The 16,149-nt window shown below is 31.3% G+C and carries 20 protein-coding genes and 1 pseudogene; 19 read left to right on the top strand and 2 right to left on the bottom strand.

What is annotated here, in order from left to right:
* Positions 1-64 precede the first annotated feature (64 nt).
* From HGPG_RS10670 to HGPG_RS02885, 3 genes and pseudogenes are all read left to right on the top strand, one after another.
* Positions 65-660, top strand: a pseudogene (locus HGPG_RS10670) (DUF262 domain-containing protein); the annotation flags it as partial.
* A 63-nt stretch (positions 661-723) separates the two neighbouring features.
* Positions 724-2,607, top strand: coding sequence for a DUF4268 domain-containing protein (locus tag HGPG_RS10210; RefSeq protein ID WP_390621704.1), 1,884 nt, complete (start codon positions 724-726; stop codon positions 2,605-2,607).
* Between the two features lie 86 nt (positions 2,608-2,693).
* Complete coding sequence (locus HGPG_RS02885; protein WP_019124556.1) at positions 2,694-3,443, top strand: YfjL-like protein; 750 nt, start codon at positions 2,694-2,696, stop codon at positions 3,441-3,443.
* A 229-nt stretch (positions 3,444-3,672) separates the two neighbouring features.
* Here HGPG_RS02885 and HGPG_RS02880 read toward each other — a convergent pair whose 3' ends face one another.
* Both HGPG_RS02880 and HGPG_RS02875 read right to left on the bottom strand, forming a co-directional pair.
* Entirely contained in the window at positions 3,673-4,329 is a 657-nt protein-coding gene (locus tag HGPG_RS02880; RefSeq protein WP_019124554.1) for a hypothetical protein, read from the bottom strand.
* 57 nt (positions 4,330-4,386) lie between these two features.
* Positions 4,387-5,529, bottom strand: a complete 1,143-nt coding sequence (locus HGPG_RS02875) for a tRNA(Met) cytidine acetate ligase (RefSeq protein WP_019124553.1) — start codon at positions 5,527-5,529, stop codon at positions 4,387-4,389.
* A 101-nt stretch (positions 5,530-5,630) separates the two neighbouring features.
* Between HGPG_RS02875 and HGPG_RS02870 the strand changes: the two genes are divergently transcribed.
* From HGPG_RS02870 to HGPG_RS02795, 16 genes are all read left to right on the top strand, one after another.
* The gene (locus HGPG_RS02870) at positions 5,631-6,827 is read left to right on the top strand and encodes an acetate kinase (RefSeq protein WP_019124552.1); all 1,197 of its coding nucleotides are present in this window, start codon (positions 5,631-5,633) and stop codon (positions 6,825-6,827) included.
* A 72-nt stretch (positions 6,828-6,899) separates the two neighbouring features.
* Positions 6,900-7,433 carry a YceD family protein gene (locus tag HGPG_RS02865; protein WP_019124551.1) on the top strand — a complete coding sequence of 178 codons (534 nt, stop codon included), beginning with the start codon at positions 6,900-6,902 and terminating at the stop codon, positions 7,431-7,433.
* A 2-nt stretch (positions 7,434-7,435) separates the two neighbouring features.
* On the top strand, positions 7,436-7,618 hold the full coding sequence (gene rpmF, locus HGPG_RS02860) for a 50S ribosomal protein L32 (RefSeq protein WP_019124550.1): 183 nt from the start codon (positions 7,436-7,438) through the stop codon (positions 7,616-7,618).
* A 166-nt stretch (positions 7,619-7,784) separates the two neighbouring features.
* The gene (locus HGPG_RS02855; protein WP_019124549.1) at positions 7,785-8,180 is read left to right on the top strand and encodes a NusG domain II-containing protein; all 396 of its coding nucleotides are present in this window, start codon (positions 7,785-7,787) and stop codon (positions 8,178-8,180) included.
* Entirely contained in the window at positions 8,177-8,686 is a 510-nt protein-coding gene (locus HGPG_RS02850; RefSeq protein ID WP_019124548.1) for a Gx transporter family protein, read from the top strand. The genes HGPG_RS02855 and HGPG_RS02850 overlap by 4 nt, the downstream gene beginning before the upstream one ends.
* 1 nt (position 8,687) lies before the next feature.
* Complete coding sequence (locus HGPG_RS02845) at positions 8,688-9,263, top strand: Maf family protein (RefSeq protein ID WP_019124547.1); 576 nt, start codon at positions 8,688-8,690, stop codon at positions 9,261-9,263.
* 4 nt (positions 9,264-9,267) lie between these two features.
* Positions 9,268-9,987: a RadC family protein gene (gene radC / locus HGPG_RS02840; RefSeq protein WP_019124546.1), complete on the top strand. Its 720-nt coding sequence runs from the start codon at positions 9,268-9,270 to the stop codon at positions 9,985-9,987.
* A gap of 8 nt (positions 9,988-9,995) precedes the next feature.
* Positions 9,996-10,544: an SGNH/GDSL hydrolase family protein gene (locus HGPG_RS02835; RefSeq protein ID WP_019124545.1), complete on the top strand. Its 549-nt coding sequence runs from the start codon at positions 9,996-9,998 to the stop codon at positions 10,542-10,544.
* A complete protein-coding gene (locus tag HGPG_RS02830; RefSeq protein WP_019124544.1) occupies positions 10,531-11,712 on the top strand; it encodes a hypothetical protein in 1,182 nt (393 codons plus the stop codon). The genes HGPG_RS02835 and HGPG_RS02830 overlap by 14 nt, the downstream gene beginning before the upstream one ends.
* Positions 11,699-12,142 (top strand): prepilin-type N-terminal cleavage/methylation domain-containing protein, encoded by a 444-nt coding sequence (locus HGPG_RS02825; protein ID WP_019124543.1) that lies wholly within the window; start codon positions 11,699-11,701, stop codon positions 12,140-12,142. The genes HGPG_RS02830 and HGPG_RS02825 overlap by 14 nt, the downstream gene beginning before the upstream one ends.
* The gene (locus tag HGPG_RS02820) at positions 12,126-12,506 is read left to right on the top strand and encodes a type II secretion system protein (RefSeq protein ID WP_019124542.1); all 381 of its coding nucleotides are present in this window, start codon (positions 12,126-12,128) and stop codon (positions 12,504-12,506) included. Before HGPG_RS02825 ends, HGPG_RS02820 begins: the two co-directional genes overlap by 17 nt.
* Positions 12,451-12,957, top strand: coding sequence for a PilW family protein (locus HGPG_RS02815; RefSeq protein WP_019124541.1), 507 nt, complete (start codon positions 12,451-12,453; stop codon positions 12,955-12,957). Before HGPG_RS02820 ends, HGPG_RS02815 begins: the two co-directional genes overlap by 56 nt.
* Positions 12,950-13,918 carry a hypothetical protein gene (locus tag HGPG_RS02810; RefSeq protein ID WP_019124540.1) on the top strand — a complete coding sequence of 323 codons (969 nt, stop codon included), beginning with the start codon at positions 12,950-12,952 and terminating at the stop codon, positions 13,916-13,918. The genes HGPG_RS02815 and HGPG_RS02810 overlap by 8 nt, the downstream gene beginning before the upstream one ends.
* 13 nt (positions 13,919-13,931) lie before the next feature.
* Positions 13,932-14,489 (top strand): elongation factor P, encoded by a 558-nt coding sequence (gene efp, locus HGPG_RS02805; RefSeq protein WP_019124539.1) that lies wholly within the window; start codon positions 13,932-13,934, stop codon positions 14,487-14,489.
* A 12-nt stretch (positions 14,490-14,501) separates the two neighbouring features.
* Entirely contained in the window at positions 14,502-14,810 is a 309-nt protein-coding gene (locus tag HGPG_RS02800; protein WP_019124538.1) for a CD1247 N-terminal domain-containing protein, read from the top strand.
* Between the two features lie 68 nt (positions 14,811-14,878).
* Positions 14,879-16,147, top strand: coding sequence for a dihydroorotase (locus HGPG_RS02795; protein ID WP_019124537.1), 1,269 nt, complete (start codon positions 14,879-14,881; stop codon positions 16,145-16,147).
* The last annotated feature ends 2 nt before the right edge of the window (positions 16,148-16,149 follow it).

Genomic DNA, 16,149 nt, shown 5'->3' with positions numbered 1-16,149 from the left:
ACAGAAAGTTGCTTCTTTTTATCATATGGTAAAATGTAAATAATTATAAAAACTGGAGGTAGTGATGAAGGGCGACGGTATATTTTTGTTTTCTTACTTGGAAGGACCTAACAACAGGTATGTTATTCCTGTTTATCAAAGAAGATATGATTGGAAAATTGAAAACTGCAAACAACTTTATGATGATTTAATAAGACTTACTAAAAGTAAAGGCACTCACTTTTTGGCAGCATTGTTTCTGATGTAAAAGGTGGCGGAGCAATTACTGAATTCCACATTATTGATGGTCAACAGAGACTTACAACTGTAACCTTACTTCTTCTTGCAATTGCAAAGTTAGTAGAAGAGGGAAAGGCTAAGTCTAATGAAATTGATTTAAGGGATCAAATTATGGAAAGATTTGTTATCTCCAAGTGGGCTAATAAGGACAATAGAATAAAATTAATTCCTGTTAAAAGGGATAGACAAGCTTTATATAATTTGATTTTTGAAGATAAAGAAGATTACATAGAAAATTCCAACTTAACTATTAATTTTAAATACTTCTACGATAGGTTAAAAAAAGATTCTGATATAATAGATGAAATTTATTTTGCTATTCAAAGGCTTCAAGTTATTTCTATAACTTTAGATAAAGATGATGATGCTCAGCTAATTTTCGAGAGCTTAAATTCAACGGGACTTGCCTTAAGTGAAGGAGACAAGATAAGAAATTTTATACTCATGAATTTGCCTCTAGATATACAAAATGATTATTTTGAAAAGTATTGGATAAAGATTGAAGATTTAACAAATAAAAAAATTGATAATTTTGTTAGAAATTATTTGAGCATAAAAACTTCTTCAACACCAACTATGGCGAAGGTTTATTTTGAATTTAAAGACTATGTAAATAGACATAATGATACATTAGAAAAATTATTGGAAGACATGCTAAGGTATTCTAAGTTTTATAAGAAACTACTTGATGGAAAAAGTGACTTCAATAATAAAGATTTAGATGCTTCTATGTTTAATTTTATGAAGATGGAAATAACTGTAACGGAGCCATTCTTCATGGAAGTCTTAAGCTTAAATGATGAAGGAAAGTTAAGCCTTGATGATCTTATTGGAGTTTATGAAACCATTGAAACTTATTTATTTAGGAGAAATATTTGTGGAGTTGCAACGAATGCTTTAAATAAAATTTTCTTAAATTTAAACAAGGACATTATAAGATATGATGGGTCTACAGATAATTATGTAGATAAATTAAAATATAATCTAATTAATAAGAAAGATTCTGCAAGATTCCCTAAGGACGAAGAATTTTATGAGAACTTCTACAATAAAGAAGTCTACTTAATGCGTGGTAGGTTTAAAAACTATTTATTTAACAAGATTGAAAACTTCAAGACAGTTGAGACTAAGGACATTTATAATCACCTAGATGATGGTACTTATAGTATTGAACATATTATGCCCCAAAAATTAAATGACGATTGGTTCGAAGACTTGGGAGATAATGCTGAAGAAATTCATGAAAAATGGCTCCACAAGTTGGGCAACTTAACTATTACAGGTTATAACTCTGATATGGGAAATTCTTCTTTTGAGAAAAAGAGAGATGGGAGACATGGATTTAAGAAAAGTGGCATAAGAATGAATCAAGACTTGGCTTTATTGGATTCTTGGGGAGAAGATGAAATTGAAAAAAGGCACAGGGACCTATTAGACTTAGCGGTATATGAGATTTGGGAGTATCCTACTACAAATTTTGAATTAAAAAGAGAAGATGTGGAGTATATTTCCTTAGCTGATGATGATTATGATTTAAAGGGAAAGAAAATTCTAAAAATTAACTTTAGAGGAGAAGAGTTATCTTTTAAAAATTGGGCTGAGGCCTTTACTTTTATAATAAAAAAATTGCATGAGGAAGATAAATCTAAGTTAATAAATTTAGTGATTGAAAAACCAAATAATATTTTAGGCTATAGTTTTTCTACTGACTCTAATGATTTTATCAATTTTGAAAAAATAGATGATAATATTTTTGTTTCAACAAATAATAATACAAATACAAAAATAAAAATACTTAGAAATTTATTTGAATTATTTGAAGAAAATTTAGAGAATTTAGTTTTTTATTTTGAAGAATCCGATAACTATGATAAAGTTCCTGAAAATATAAAAGAAGAATATTGGGATTATGCTATTCCTATAATTAGGGAGGCAAATGTAGATAATGAAACTTTTAGAAAAGTTACCAGATCTAGCAGTTCATGGATAAATGGAGCTATAGGTATAAATAGATTTTATATTTCCTGCTATTTTTATATGAAATCCGCCAAAGTTTCTATGACATTAAATAAGTCAAGTAAGGAAGAAAATGAAGCTGCCTTTGATTATTTGTATAAGAATAAGGAAAGTATTGAAAATAATTTGGGCTATAAACTATCTTGGAATAGGTTGAATGAAAAAAAAGTTTCCACTATTGACGCCTCAATAGAAAATATAAACTCAAGGGATAAGTCTAATTGGGAAAAAATTGCAAAATTCCATGCTGATATGAGCGATGCCTTTTATAAGGAATTTGTTCCTAGACTTAGAGAATTCCAAGATAAATAATATATTAAGGATTTAAACTCGGGGCTAGGCTTCGAGTTTTTTTCTGTGTTATAATATAACAAATTCTAATAAAGGAGGGTTTTGTTATGAGTAAGGTTAAGGCAAGTAAGGTTTTTATTGGCTTATTTATTTTCTTAGCTATTATTTTTGCCTTCATTTGTTTAGCCTTTTTTGGCAATCCTATTTCTAGGCTCATGGCGAAAAAGTCTGCTACTAAATATATTGAAGCCCACTACAAGGACTTAGACTTAATTCGTGACAGGGCCTATTATAATTTTAAGGACGGCTACTATATTGTTAGGCTCCGCGACAAAAACAGCGAAGACACTAAGTTTTATTTGGGCTTTGATTCTTTTGGCAGGCTAAAGGCAAATACTTACGACTCTATTTTATTCAACACATGGATAAGACTTTCTGATGAATTAAATGATTATGGTAAAGACCTTGAGAAAAAATATAATTTTCCTTATGAAATTTCTTTGACTACAGTTAATGATGATCTTGAAGAGAAACTTGTTCTAGACCAAAAATTTGATTTTAATAATTTTAAGGAAGATTTAAATGCTCAGGCTTTTGGCTATGTTGAAAAGCCAAGCCTTGAAGAGTGCTTAGATATCCTTTGCGACTTGCAAGAAATTATGGATAAGACTTCTTTGAAGGTGACTAAATATTCTATTATTTTAATTCCAGAGGAAAATAAAAAGCCTGATGGGGAAGCGGAGTCATGGGTAGGTGCCCTTAGCGTTCATGATGTGCCAGAAGAAGTGGTGAGAAATAAGGATATTAAAGAATTTACAAATATTTATGAAAAGTCAATAAGTGAGACTAAAGAATAATAAAAAACTCTCATTCTAAGATTTCCATTTTAGGATTTCTTACGATGAGAGTTTCTTTTTGCCTTTAATTAAAAAATTTGATTTTTATAAGTTTATAATATTTTATAAACTTTTTTGTTAAGTCTTTTTTCGCTTTTTATGTCATAAAGATTATTTATATTAATTTCTAATGGAAGTTCAAACACATACCTCTTGTTTATTGATTCATAGGTGGAATTTATTAAGTTACTTAAGAGAGGTACCATTTTCCATTAGGGTACTGAGATAAACTTCCTTTTCTTTCAGAGATTAGATTTCCATCTAAATCTAGGATAAGTAATTTTTCATAGTATTTATAGTCATTGGTTATTTTATCTCCTTCTATGCCTTCTTCAATCCATTGGTTTATATAAAGTCTATCTTTGTCGACATATAAAACTGATTGGTCTGGCTTCATGTCTATGCTAAATTTACGCGGGTAGTAGGAAATAAATCTATCAGAGGAGCTACATATATGAAATTCATAACCATCTTCTAAAGATAAATTATATAATTCCACTTCCTTTATTGGTATTTTGTGTATACTTTCTAAGCTTTGTTCTGGATAATATTTTATTAATTCTACAATATTTTTGTTGAAATCTACTTTTAAAAAATAGAAAAAATTATTTTTAAATTTTGCATAGGAATAGCTTACATTTTTTTCTTTTTCAAAAGGGGTATAGACTTCCTTGCTTAATAAATCATAAAAGTTAATGACTGCTCCTTGGTAGTAGCCTGTGCCATTAATCCAGTCAGGTATTTCATAAAAACATTCTGAATCTGAAAGGGAATTATAATATCTGTCTTGTCCTAAGATAGGTTCAAGTCCTTCTCCAAGAACTTCATTAAAAACTTCTATTTCCATTTTAATTGTCTCCATTATTAATTTATTTAGTGTATTCTCATTAAGAATTAATTAAAATTATAATTTTTTATAGACTTCTCTTGTGAAGTCTGTCTTTATTTTTCCAGATTTTATGTTGTAGAGGTCATTTGCCAAGATTTCTTTATCAAGCATCTCTTTTGTAATGCCAGTAGACTTGTCGTAAAAGCTTTTAAAGGAATAAATTTTATTTTTATTTTTTGATTTTTTTAAGATCTCTATGCCTCTTTCGTCGCAGGCAAGGACTCTTGTGTAGGGAGTTTCAAGGGATTTTTTTATGGAATCTTTTTTTATGTCTAAGAGAATTTCTAGGACCAGTCTTTTTATTCTTGACTTGCTGTGCCTTTTTGAGTGGACTTTTTCTATTAGTTCTTCAAAGTTTTTGGCGTCTAAATTTTCTATAATCCTATTTTCTAGTCCCACTTCATAGTCAAAGTAGTCGGTGAAATTTATTTTCCCTGCAAGCATTTTGTATTTAAAGATTTCAAAATAATTTTCTAATTTATTTTCCACCACTAAGTCATAGCCTGGCAAAAAGCTTGATACATTTTCGCCCCTATAGGCAAGGCTTCTTATGTGTGAAGCTGATGCAAAGCCTTCAAGGACAAAATCGTCCTTGTGATTTACATTTTTTCTTGGCATAGAGTGGGCTTCTATTTTTGAATTTAACTTTTCTAAATTTTTTATGTACTCCAAGCCTAATATATTATTTGGTTTTTTTAAAATTTCCTTTTCTTTTTGACTTAAAAAATCCATGGCAAGTTCGCGAGATTTTATATAAGAATTGCCCTCAGCTAAAAATTTTTTTATTTTCCCATCATCTAAATTTTTATAAATTTTTTCTGACAAATTTTTTAAAGTAGATGCGTCATCTTCACTTCCAAAGTAAAGCCTGTCAATGATTTCCATAGAATTTAAAATAGTAATGCCGCCGCGAGCAAATATTTCTGCGTTTGATGTTGCATAGTAGAGGGGAAGCTCTAGGACGAGACTTGCGCCCTTATCCACTGCTATCTTTGCCCTTTCAAATTTATTTATTATGGCAGGCTCGCCCCTTTGGACAAAATTTCCCGACATAATAACGACAATAAAATCTGAGTATTCACTTTTTATTTTTTGAATTTGGTAGGCGTGACCCCTGTGGAAGGGATTGTACTCTGCAATTATAGAAGCAATTTTCATATTTTAAATCTCCAATTATTGACTAATGTTTACATCTGTTATAAACTTATTATTAGTTATTATACTATATTTAAGAAATTTAAAAAACATGAGGAGGAAACATGAAGATATTAGTAATTAATTGCGGATCTTCTTCTCTAAAATATCAACTCATTGATATGGAAACTGAAGAATTGATGGCAAAGGGTTTAGTTGAAAGAATTGGAATTGAAGGTTCAAGAATTAAACACGAAACAATAGGAAAGGAAAAGAAAACTATTGAAACTCCAATGCAAGATCACAAGAGAGCTCTTGAACTTGTAATGGAATCCCTAACAAATGAAGAATACGGTGCAATTAAGTCACTTGATGAAATTGATGCAGTAGGTCACAGAGTTGTACACGGCGGCGAAGACTTCGCTCAATCTGTTATTATTGACGAAAAAGTTTTAAAGGGAATTGAAGATAATGTTGAAATAGCTCCTCTTCACAATCCACCAAACATTATGGGAATCAAGGCTTGCCAAAGACTTCTTCCTAATGTTAAGCAAGTTGCAGTATTTGATACAGCTTTCCACCAAACTATGCCAGCTGAAAGCTACATCTATGCACTTCCATACGAATATTATGAAAAATATAAGATTAGAAGATTTGGTTTCCACGGAACTTCTCACAAATACATCACTAACAGAGCAGCAGAAATGCTAGGAAAAGATGTTAATGAAGTTAACTTAATCACTTGTCACCTTGGCAATGGTTCAAGTATTTGTGCAGTTAAAAATGGTAAATCCATTGACACTTCTATGGGCTTTACACCACTTGAAGGACTTGCAATGGGAACTAGATGTGGTGATTTAGACCCAGCTATTCTTCCATTCTTAATGGAAAAAGAAAATCTTTCTACTGATGAAATTAACACATTAATCAATAAAAAATCTGGTGTACTTGGAATTTCTGGAGTATCAAGTGACTTTAGAGATATTGAAGCAGCTAGAGATGGAGGAAACAAGAGAGCAAAACTTGCCCTTGATATCTTTGAAAAAAGAGTTCGTGGCTACATTGGTTCTTACATGACTGAACTTGACCATGTTGATGCTATTGTATTTACAGCAGGCGTTGGCGAAAACTCAATTGAAATGAGAGAATCAATAGTTAATGGATTAAAGTCTCTTGGAATTAAAATCGACACTGAAAGAAATAATGTAAGAGGAGAAGACAAGCTTATTTCTGCTGACGATTCTTCTATTAAGATTTTTGTAATCCCAACTAATGAAGAGCTTATGATTGCGAGAGATACAAAGGCACTTGTTGAGGCATAATTTTCAAGATTTTTATTGACATTTGAAAAATAAAAAGTTATAATGATTTGTATGTATTTTTGAGGTGAGTATATGAAATTAGATCTTAGTACTTTTTTGTCATCTGATGATGTTAGGCTAGATTTCCAGGGTAGCTTAAAGGAAAATGACACGGATTTGAGTTTAGAAGATCTAAATCTCATCTATCCAATAGAGTACAAGGGATATATTCATGATTTGACAGGGGAATTAGAACTTTGTCTTGATATTTCCTACAAATTCAAAGCAGTCTGTGACAGATGCCTCAAAGACTTTATAAATGAAAAAGAGACATCTTACATTGCTTACAATTTTAAAGACCCAAGTCTATATGATGAGGATTCTGTAGACGAGTATTTTAAAATTATTGATGATTCAGTAGATCTTTCAGAGATTATCTTCTCACAAATTATTACATCAATTTCTGGTAAAAATTTGTGCAGTGAAGATTGCAAGGGACTTTGCCCTCATTGTGGCAAGAACTTAAATGAAGGTCCTTGTGATTGTCATGAAGAAGAATCTGTTGAAGAGACAGTGGATCCAAGATTTGGAAAGTTATTAGATTTATTTAAAGATGAGGAGGTGTAGAAATGGCCGTACCTAAGAGAAAAACTTCAAAACAAAGAAAGAATAAGAGAAGAGCATCTTCTTACAGATTAAATAAAGCAACAGTAGTTGAATGTCCTAACTGCCATGAAATGAAATTACCTCATAGAGTTTGTCCTTCTTGTGGACACTATGCAGGCAAAGAAATTATTGCAGAAGCTGAATAATAAAGTGAGACTTAGGTCTCGCTTTTTTTATGCAAAATTTTACTCTATAACATTTTAGATATATGTCTAGAATATTATAGAGTTTTTTATTTTTTAAGCAAATTAAGCTAAACCATAATAAAATTTAATTGAAAAAATCCTCTTAAACTTGTGCTATAATAAAATTATGGAAAAGTTAAAAAAAGCTGATATTTTAGTTATTATTTTAATAGTTATTGCTTCTTTTATAATTTATTTTTTTACTAACAAATTGCCTGAGGAAGATGCAAACATTTCAAAAAAAGTTGTAATAACTGTTGATGGGAAAATTTTTAAAGAAGTGCCTTTAACTAAAAATACAGATGAAAAAATTGATATAAATACTGTTTACGGTAAGAATGAAGTAATAATTGAAAAGGGTGAGGTGCACATGCATGAATCTAATTGCAAGGATAAAATTTGCATGAAGATGGGAAAAATTTCTATTCCTGGAGATTCAATCATCTGCCTACCTAATAGAGTCATGGTAAAAATTGTATCTGACAAAAAGAACCATGATAGTTTGGATTTGATAATAAAATGATAAAGAATAGAAAATTAATTTATTTATCTCTACTAAGTGCCCTTGGAATTGTCCTTGGTCTCTTTGAAAGTGTGATTCCACTTCCTGTAGCCATTCCAGGTGCTAGGCTAGGCCTATCAAATATTGTGGTTCTTGTAACTATAGTTGCCATTGGATATAAGGAGGGCTTTTTTGTCTCAATTTTTAAGACTATAATCTTGGCACTGGTTACTGGTGCTGTGTCTAGCTTCTTTTTTTCCTTGGGCGGCGCTCTTTTAAGTTCACTTGCCATGATTATTGCTCATAAATTTTTGAGAAAATATTTATCTTTAATTGGAATAAGTGAAATTGGCTCATTTTTTCACAATTTAGGTCAAGTTTTAGTTGCATCCTACATCATGAAGACTACAGCAATTCTTGCTTATCTGCCACTGCTGGTTATTTTAGGGATTTTCACAGGATTTTTTGTTGGACTTGCTTCAATTTATATAGTTGACAACACAAATATATCAAAGGAGAGAGCTTGAAATGGAAAGTATTATTTTGGCATCAAATTCTCCAAGAAGGAGAGAAATTTTATCACATTTTATAGATTTTAAGGTAGTTTCGAAAGATATTAATGAGATAAAGGACGATTCCTATGCGCCCTGGACTACTGTCATGGCACTTGCCTTTGAGAAGGGAATAGCAGTAGCAAGGGATAATGAAGATGCCATAGTTTTAGCTGCAGACACCTTGGTTGAACTTGAGGGAAGGCTTCTTGGCAAGCCAAAGGATCGCGATGATGCAAGGGAGATGATTAAGAGCCTAAGTGGAAAAAGTCACAGAGTATTTACAGGCTACGCAATTTTTAAATTGTCTCAAAAAATTAAGTACCTAAACTACGAAGAATCTTCTGTAAAGTTTTATGATTTAAGTGATGATGAAATAGAAAAATATTTGGACACTCTTGAATACAAGGACAAGGCTGGTGCCTATGGAATCCAGGGCAAGGGGTCTCTCTTAGTTGAAAAAATAGAGGGAGACTATTTTAATATCGTTGGTCTTCCAATAGGAAAGATAAATAGAGATTTGATGAGATTATTTAATTTAAGCTTGTGGTGATTTTATGAAAGAAAGAGAAATCGAAAGATACACTATTAAGGAGATGCCAGAGGAGGAAAGACCTCAGGAAAAACTTATAAAGTTTGGACCAAATTATCTCTCGAATGCCGAACTTTTAGCTCTTATCATAAGGACTGGGTCCAAGAGTGGCGATTCAGCCATTGACACAGCCAATAAAGTTCTTAGAAGCTTAAAATCAGAAAATGATAGGAACGGCTTAAATAGTCTTAAAAACGCAAATTTTGCCAACTTAATGAAAGTTGAAGGCATTGGAGAAGCCAAGGCAGCCATGATAATTGCAGCTGTGCAACTGGGCATGCGACTTTCTGTAAGCTCTTACGATTCGAAAATTAGGGTTACATCACCATCAGTTGCTGCAAACTATGTTTTAAGCGACATGAGCGTCTTAGAAGAAGAACACTTTAGGATTATGACTCTAAACACGAAAAAAGAAATTAATTATGTGAGAGAAATTTCTAAGGGTACTATAAACATGACTCTCGTTCATGCAAGAGAGGTTTTTAGGGCTGCCATTTCTGACAATGCCCACACAATTATTTTGTTACATAATCACCCAACAGGGGATCCAAAGCCATCAAAGGAGGATATTGACCTTACTAACACCTTAGTTGAGGCATCAAAGATAATTGGAATTGATATTTTAGACCACATAATCATTGGAGATAATAAGTATTTTAGTTTCTTGGAAGAAGGACTTATGTAGGAGGTTGTATGAGAATTTGTGCCCTTGGAGACTCCATATTTGAAGGATATTTAGTTGGAGGAAAATCCTTAATTTATTATTTGCAGGGAAAAGGTTACGATATTGACAACTACGGGGTTAATGGTTTAACCACTGATGAAGTTCTATATGCAATAAATAATTTGATGACTTATGATTTATATTTTCTTCTCATTGGTTTAAATGATTTTTATAATGGAAGATCTCTTGACTATGTCACAAAAAATATAAATAAAATCATAGAAAAATTAAAGAGCTTAGGCGGCAAAATTATTGTCATCACGCCTTATCCCACATCTTTTAAAAATCTAGATGAGGCCTATGAAAGCTTTATTAATTTTAATTCAGTGAACAAAAATATAGAAAATCTTGACAAAGTTTTAAAGGAAAATGCCAAGGATTATAAAGTCATTTCATTTTATGACTATGCTAAAGAAAATTACATTGAAGATGATTTAATAGATGGAATACATCCAAATGAAAGGCTTCATGAGAAGTTGGCAGAATTTGTAGAGGAAAAATTAAATGGATATATTTGATATTTTGAGCAAAAAAATCGGTTATAGGCGATTTTCAAATCGAGAAAAGATTTTATTTGTAATTTTGATTTTGTTATTTATAGAATTTTTATTTTACAATTTTCTCATAAGGGCTGAGGCACAAAAGGTCTCAGAAGTTGACTTTAACGAGAGCCTTAAAAGTGAAGAAGGAGGCTACAAGTACAGTGGCCTTAAGGATTTTTCAAAGGAAAATATTGATAAAATTTCTGCTGAAAATAATTTAAACAGAGATAATTTTACCAAGGAAGGGCAGACTGATATAGAAACTCTTGCAATTTCTGGAAAAATTGAAAATAGCGAAATAAGTAAAATTTCGTCTTTTACAAATTATTATGGATATTCAAACATTGAGTTAAATAGAAGGGACGAAAACACTTTTACATACAGATTTAAGGCAGAAAAACCATCTAAGGCAATTTATTATTCAGATTTAAAGGAAGCTTACTTTAGCGAAAATAAAGAAGAGAAGACAAATAATGAAGATCCTAGTGGAGAGACTTTAAATTCTAAGGAAGATAATAATACTAAGGCTGAAGAAATAAAAAACACTAAGGCTGAGGAAGTAAAAAATAGTAAGGTTCAAAAAATTACAAATACAAAAGCCATAAATCATAGTAAAGCCTCAGCACCAGAAAAAGTTTCTGCAAAAGCAAGTCAAAATAAGGACAATAAAATAAAGGGTCAGGAAGTATCCTTATCAATTTTTGATGATTTAAATGACAATTCAAATAATAAGTCTAAAGATAAGGTTGAAAGTATTTTTGATGACTTGGATTTTGAAAACAAAAAGTCCAAGGAAAATAAATTTCTAGTTGATGACAGCATTAGGACAAATTATTACAGTGAATCTGGAGTTACATCCTTTTATGCAAAGGCAGAAAATATTTACGACGACATAAAACTTGGTGTGGAAAAAAATTGTCAGGAAATTTCTATTTCAATTTTATTTCCCTATGATTCTTGTAAAGAAATTGGGCTTGTAAATCTTAAGGGAGAAAAAATTCCTTACACAGCAAGCATATATCAGGGTGAGTGGTTTAGGATAAATTTATTTGCAGAAAACATCAGCCATCTTTATTTAGTGCCAAAAAATAATAAAGATCTATTCTTTTTTGTAAAAGAAGTTGACTATAATGAAGACATTTAAAGGCTTTACCTTAATCGAACTAGTTATAACTCTTGCAATTACAATGATACTTTTGTCTATAGGCATGATTAATTTTAATGTTCGCGACAAAATTGAAGCCAGGGAACAAATAAAAAGTCTGGCTCTTGATATAAAGTTTTTAAAAAATTACGCTCAAGTGAATAATTGTAAAACTAGTATAAAAATAGAAGATGACGGCTACAAAATGGTTTTTGGCGGCAAGACCAAGGCTGTAAAGTTTAATAAATTAGTTAAACTTAAGTCAACTAATGTTAGAAATATTAATTTTACAAGTGGTGGCAAGCCTTCCTATGTGGCTAGCAATAATTCTGCGGGCACAATTATTTACTCCATAGGGGATAAAAAATCAATTAAAATCACAGTGGAGCCTGTCACTGGCAAGGTGAATTATTATGAACTTAAAAACTAAAAATAGAGGACATTTGATGATTGAAGTCCTATTTTCCATAGCATTAATTGGACTAATAGCCTCTGTAATTATGCCCAATATTATAACCCTTTTGGAAAATCAAAATCATTTAAAGGAAAGAGAACTTTTAATTTATGCTGTAAATTCTAAAATGGAAGAAATAATTGGTGAGTCTTATAACAACAAGGATTTAAAAATAAACTTTGACAGTGGAGAAGGGGAGAATCAAGATTTTATTATTGATGTGACGAAAAATAGCGAGGGAAATTTAAATCATGTTATTGTCAAGGGAAAGAGGCGAGATAGTGATGAAGAAATTAAAATGGAGGTTTACCTGCCGAAGGAAGGGCTATTCACTAATTGAGCTTGTCCTTTCTATTGCCATGCTTCTAATTATAGGCATGGTCTTAACTTCTATTTTGGGAATTTCACAAAAGGCTCTCAACAAAACTTATATAAATCAAAATGTAAATTCAGACTTGTCCTATGCCCTTGAGTACATAAAGGACGAAATCGAAAGTTCTGATTATTACACAAATATTGGCGGCAAAATTTATTTTATTAAAGAATTTCAAGGGAAATATATTTATATAAATTACGGCAAAATGAATGGCAAATTATATAGATTTGCCTCAACAGAAAATAATCTCACAAGATTTGATCTACTTGAAGCTAAAGGAAAGAACGCTTTGACGGAAAATATAAAGGATTTTAGAATTAGCGATAAGGGAAATTATTTTTCTGTCTATTTAAATTACAATGATCTTGATAAAATAAATTTTAAAATTGCAAAGAGGATACAGTTCTATGAATGAGAGAAAAGAAGGCTTTATTTATATTTTTACAATAATTTTAATTTCGCTGCTTGCTCTCTTCTTTTATTTTATTTATTCCTACACTTCAAATACATCTTATATAAATTTGCATAGAGTTGAGAGAGTTCAATCAAAATATGCAGCGGAATCTGTTTTAAATATGAAGATTTCCGAAGAAAATTTTAATAAAGAACTAAAAGAATTTATTTTATCAAGAAAACATTCAAAAAATTTGAGTGTAAAAACTTTGCCCAGCGACACAAAGCTAGAAAAGCTTGTAATATCAAATGAAGATTTTGTGGACAAAAATAATAATTATTTGGATTTAGTAGAATTGAGGACGGAAGTAAAATATAAAAATTCACTTGTTGGGGCTAGGATTAGGGCGAACTTTGTAAATAAAATTTATAAAGAGGAGGATGGAGTTTTAAATTCTGGAAAAATAAATAAAGATGAAATAGAAAAAATAAAAAATTCTTTTGACAATAATAATTGGTCTATTCCTGGTATAAAAGTAATAGACTTAGATGGCGATTTTATTTACGGAGAAGAGAAGGGCAAAAAATTTATTTTTGAAGAAGTTGAAGAATTTGATGAAAAAGCCGAAGAAAAAATTATAAAGAGAAATCCACTTTATTCTTTAGAAGACGATATGGTAATTAATCAAAAAAGTGGTAGCTTAAAGATTGAGTCAAAGGTAAGTAATCAAATTTTAATATTAAATGATAAAGTTTTGTTTAATGATAATGCAATATCTGGTATAATTATTGTAAATAATAATGCGCAAATTTCTAATAATTGCAAATTAGAGGGATATTTAATTGATTTATACGACAAAAATCCTAGTATAAGCCTTAAATATCATCCACTAGTCTTAAGAGATTTTAGTTCAGTGCTACCTGATTATATAAAATTTCAGCCAAGATCACTTAACTATTATGATTTAGAAGACAATACTTAATATGGAGGAAAATATGATAACAGCAGGAGATTTAAGAAAAGGACTTACATTTGAATGGGACGGAGATGTTTGGGTTGTAATTGACTTTCAACACGTTAAACCAGGTAAGGGTGCAGCTTTTGTAAGAAGTAAAATTAAATCAGTACTTACTGGTGGCATTAAAGACACAACTTTTAACCCATCAGAAAAATTTGAAAAAGTTGTAATTGAAAATAAAGAAATGCAATACTTATATTCTGATGGAGCACTTTATTACTTCATGGATCAAGAAACTTACGAACAAATTCCACTAGAAAAGGACATGGTTGAAGATGCTCTTAACTTCATGAAGGAAAATGATATGGCGACTATTAACTTCTACAAGGGCAAACCATTTAGAGTTACACCTCAAAACTTTGTAGAACTAGAAGTTACAGAAACTGAACCAGGTGTCAAAGGAGATACATCAAGTGGTGGCTCTAAACCTGCAACTGTAGAAACAGGTTACACTCTTAATGTACCACTTTTCATTAATACAGGCGACGTTATAAGAATTGACACAAGAGATGGCGAATATATGTCTAGAGTTTAATTTGGAGGTACTATGGAATATTTATTAAAGAGAATATCATATTTACAAGGACTTTGTGACGGATATGATTTGGACACAACTACTAACGAAGGCAAAATTATATCTGAACTTGTAGATATCTTAAGCGATGTTATTGATGAAATGAGAGAATCTCGTGAAGAAATCGAAGACTATGTTGACATCATTGAAGAAGACCTTTCAGATCTAGAAGATTATGTTTATGAAAATGAAGATATGGATTTTGATCTATACGATGATGATTTCGACTTTGATGATTTAGAAATCTATGACGAAGACCAAGAAGATAGTGAGGAAGAATAATTAAATTTTTTAGAAGGCGAGGGTTTCCTCGTCTTTTTTAGGATAAAAACTTTTTAATAGGAGAAAATATGATTATAAAAGGCGGAAGAGTGATAGATCCTCTTTCAAAAACAGATGAAATTTTAGATATAAGAATTGAAAAGGGAACAATAATTGAAATAGAAAAAGATATTGATGAGAGAAATTTTCCAGAGGAAGAAATAATTGACGCTAGGGGAAAAGTCCTTGTCCCTGGACTTGTTGATGTCCATGTTCACTTTAGAGACCCAGGTCAAACCTATAAGGAAGATTTAGAAAGTGGAAGTCAGGCTGCCATAGCTGGTGGTTTTACAAGTGTTGTGCAAATGGCAAACACTAGCCCAAAAATTGACGACAAGGAAAAAATTATTGACCACTACAAAAAGGCACGCGATCTTCCTTTAAAAGTATATACAGTTTCTGCTCTAACGAGAAATTTTTCTGATTTAGAGCTTGTGGACATGGAAGAAAATTTTAAGGCAGGAGCCCTAGCCTTTACTGACGATGGAATCCCCAATAGAAATTCTAAACTAATAGTAGATGCCATGAATCGTGCAAAAGAATTAGGGGCAATAATTTCTTTTCACGAAGAAGATCCAAGTTTAATTGAACAAAATGGAATAAACCATTCAGAAGTTTCCGAAAAATTAAATATTTATGGCTCGCCAACTATTGCTGAGACATCCTTTATTGCAAGAGATATAGCCATGGCAATTTACACTGGAGCCAAGATTTCCATTCAGCATATTTCTACAGGGCTAGGAGTTGATCTTGTTAAATTTGGAAAATCCATGGGAGCAAATATTTATGCAGAAGTTACGCCACACCACCTTGCCTTAAATGACAGGGCAGTATTAAAATACGGCACTCTTGCAAAGATGAATCCACCACTAAGAAGTGAAGAAGATAGGCTCAGGATTATTGAGGGCATAAAGGAAGGCACAATAGAAATTATTGCAACAGATCACGCTCCTCACAGCCCTGAAGAAAAGGCAAAGGAAATAACAAAGGCCCCATCAGGAATTATTGGACTAGAGACATCTTTTTCAATTTGCTATGAAAATTTAATCTTAAGTGGAGAAATTTCTCTCATGAAATTAATTGAGCTCATGAGCACAAACCCAGCAAAAATTTATGGACTTGAAGGTGGAGAAATTTCAGTAGGTAAGCTTGCAGATTTGGCTATAATTGACCTTGAAAGTGAATATAAAATTGAAAAATTTAAATCAAAGTCCTCTAACAGTCCTTTCGCAGGTAAAAATTTAAGGGGAGAGGTTCTTTATACTATCTCTGAGGGCAAGCTTGTCTATAAAAAATAAAT

Source organism: Peptoniphilus grossensis ph5, assembly GCF_000311825.1.
In the GTDB taxonomy this organism is placed as follows: Bacteria; Bacillota; Clostridia; order Tissierellales; family Peptoniphilaceae; genus Peptoniphilus_A; species Peptoniphilus_A hominis.
Note: the sequence above shows the minus strand (reverse complement) of the source record. Positions and strands in the feature narration are given on the sequence as shown.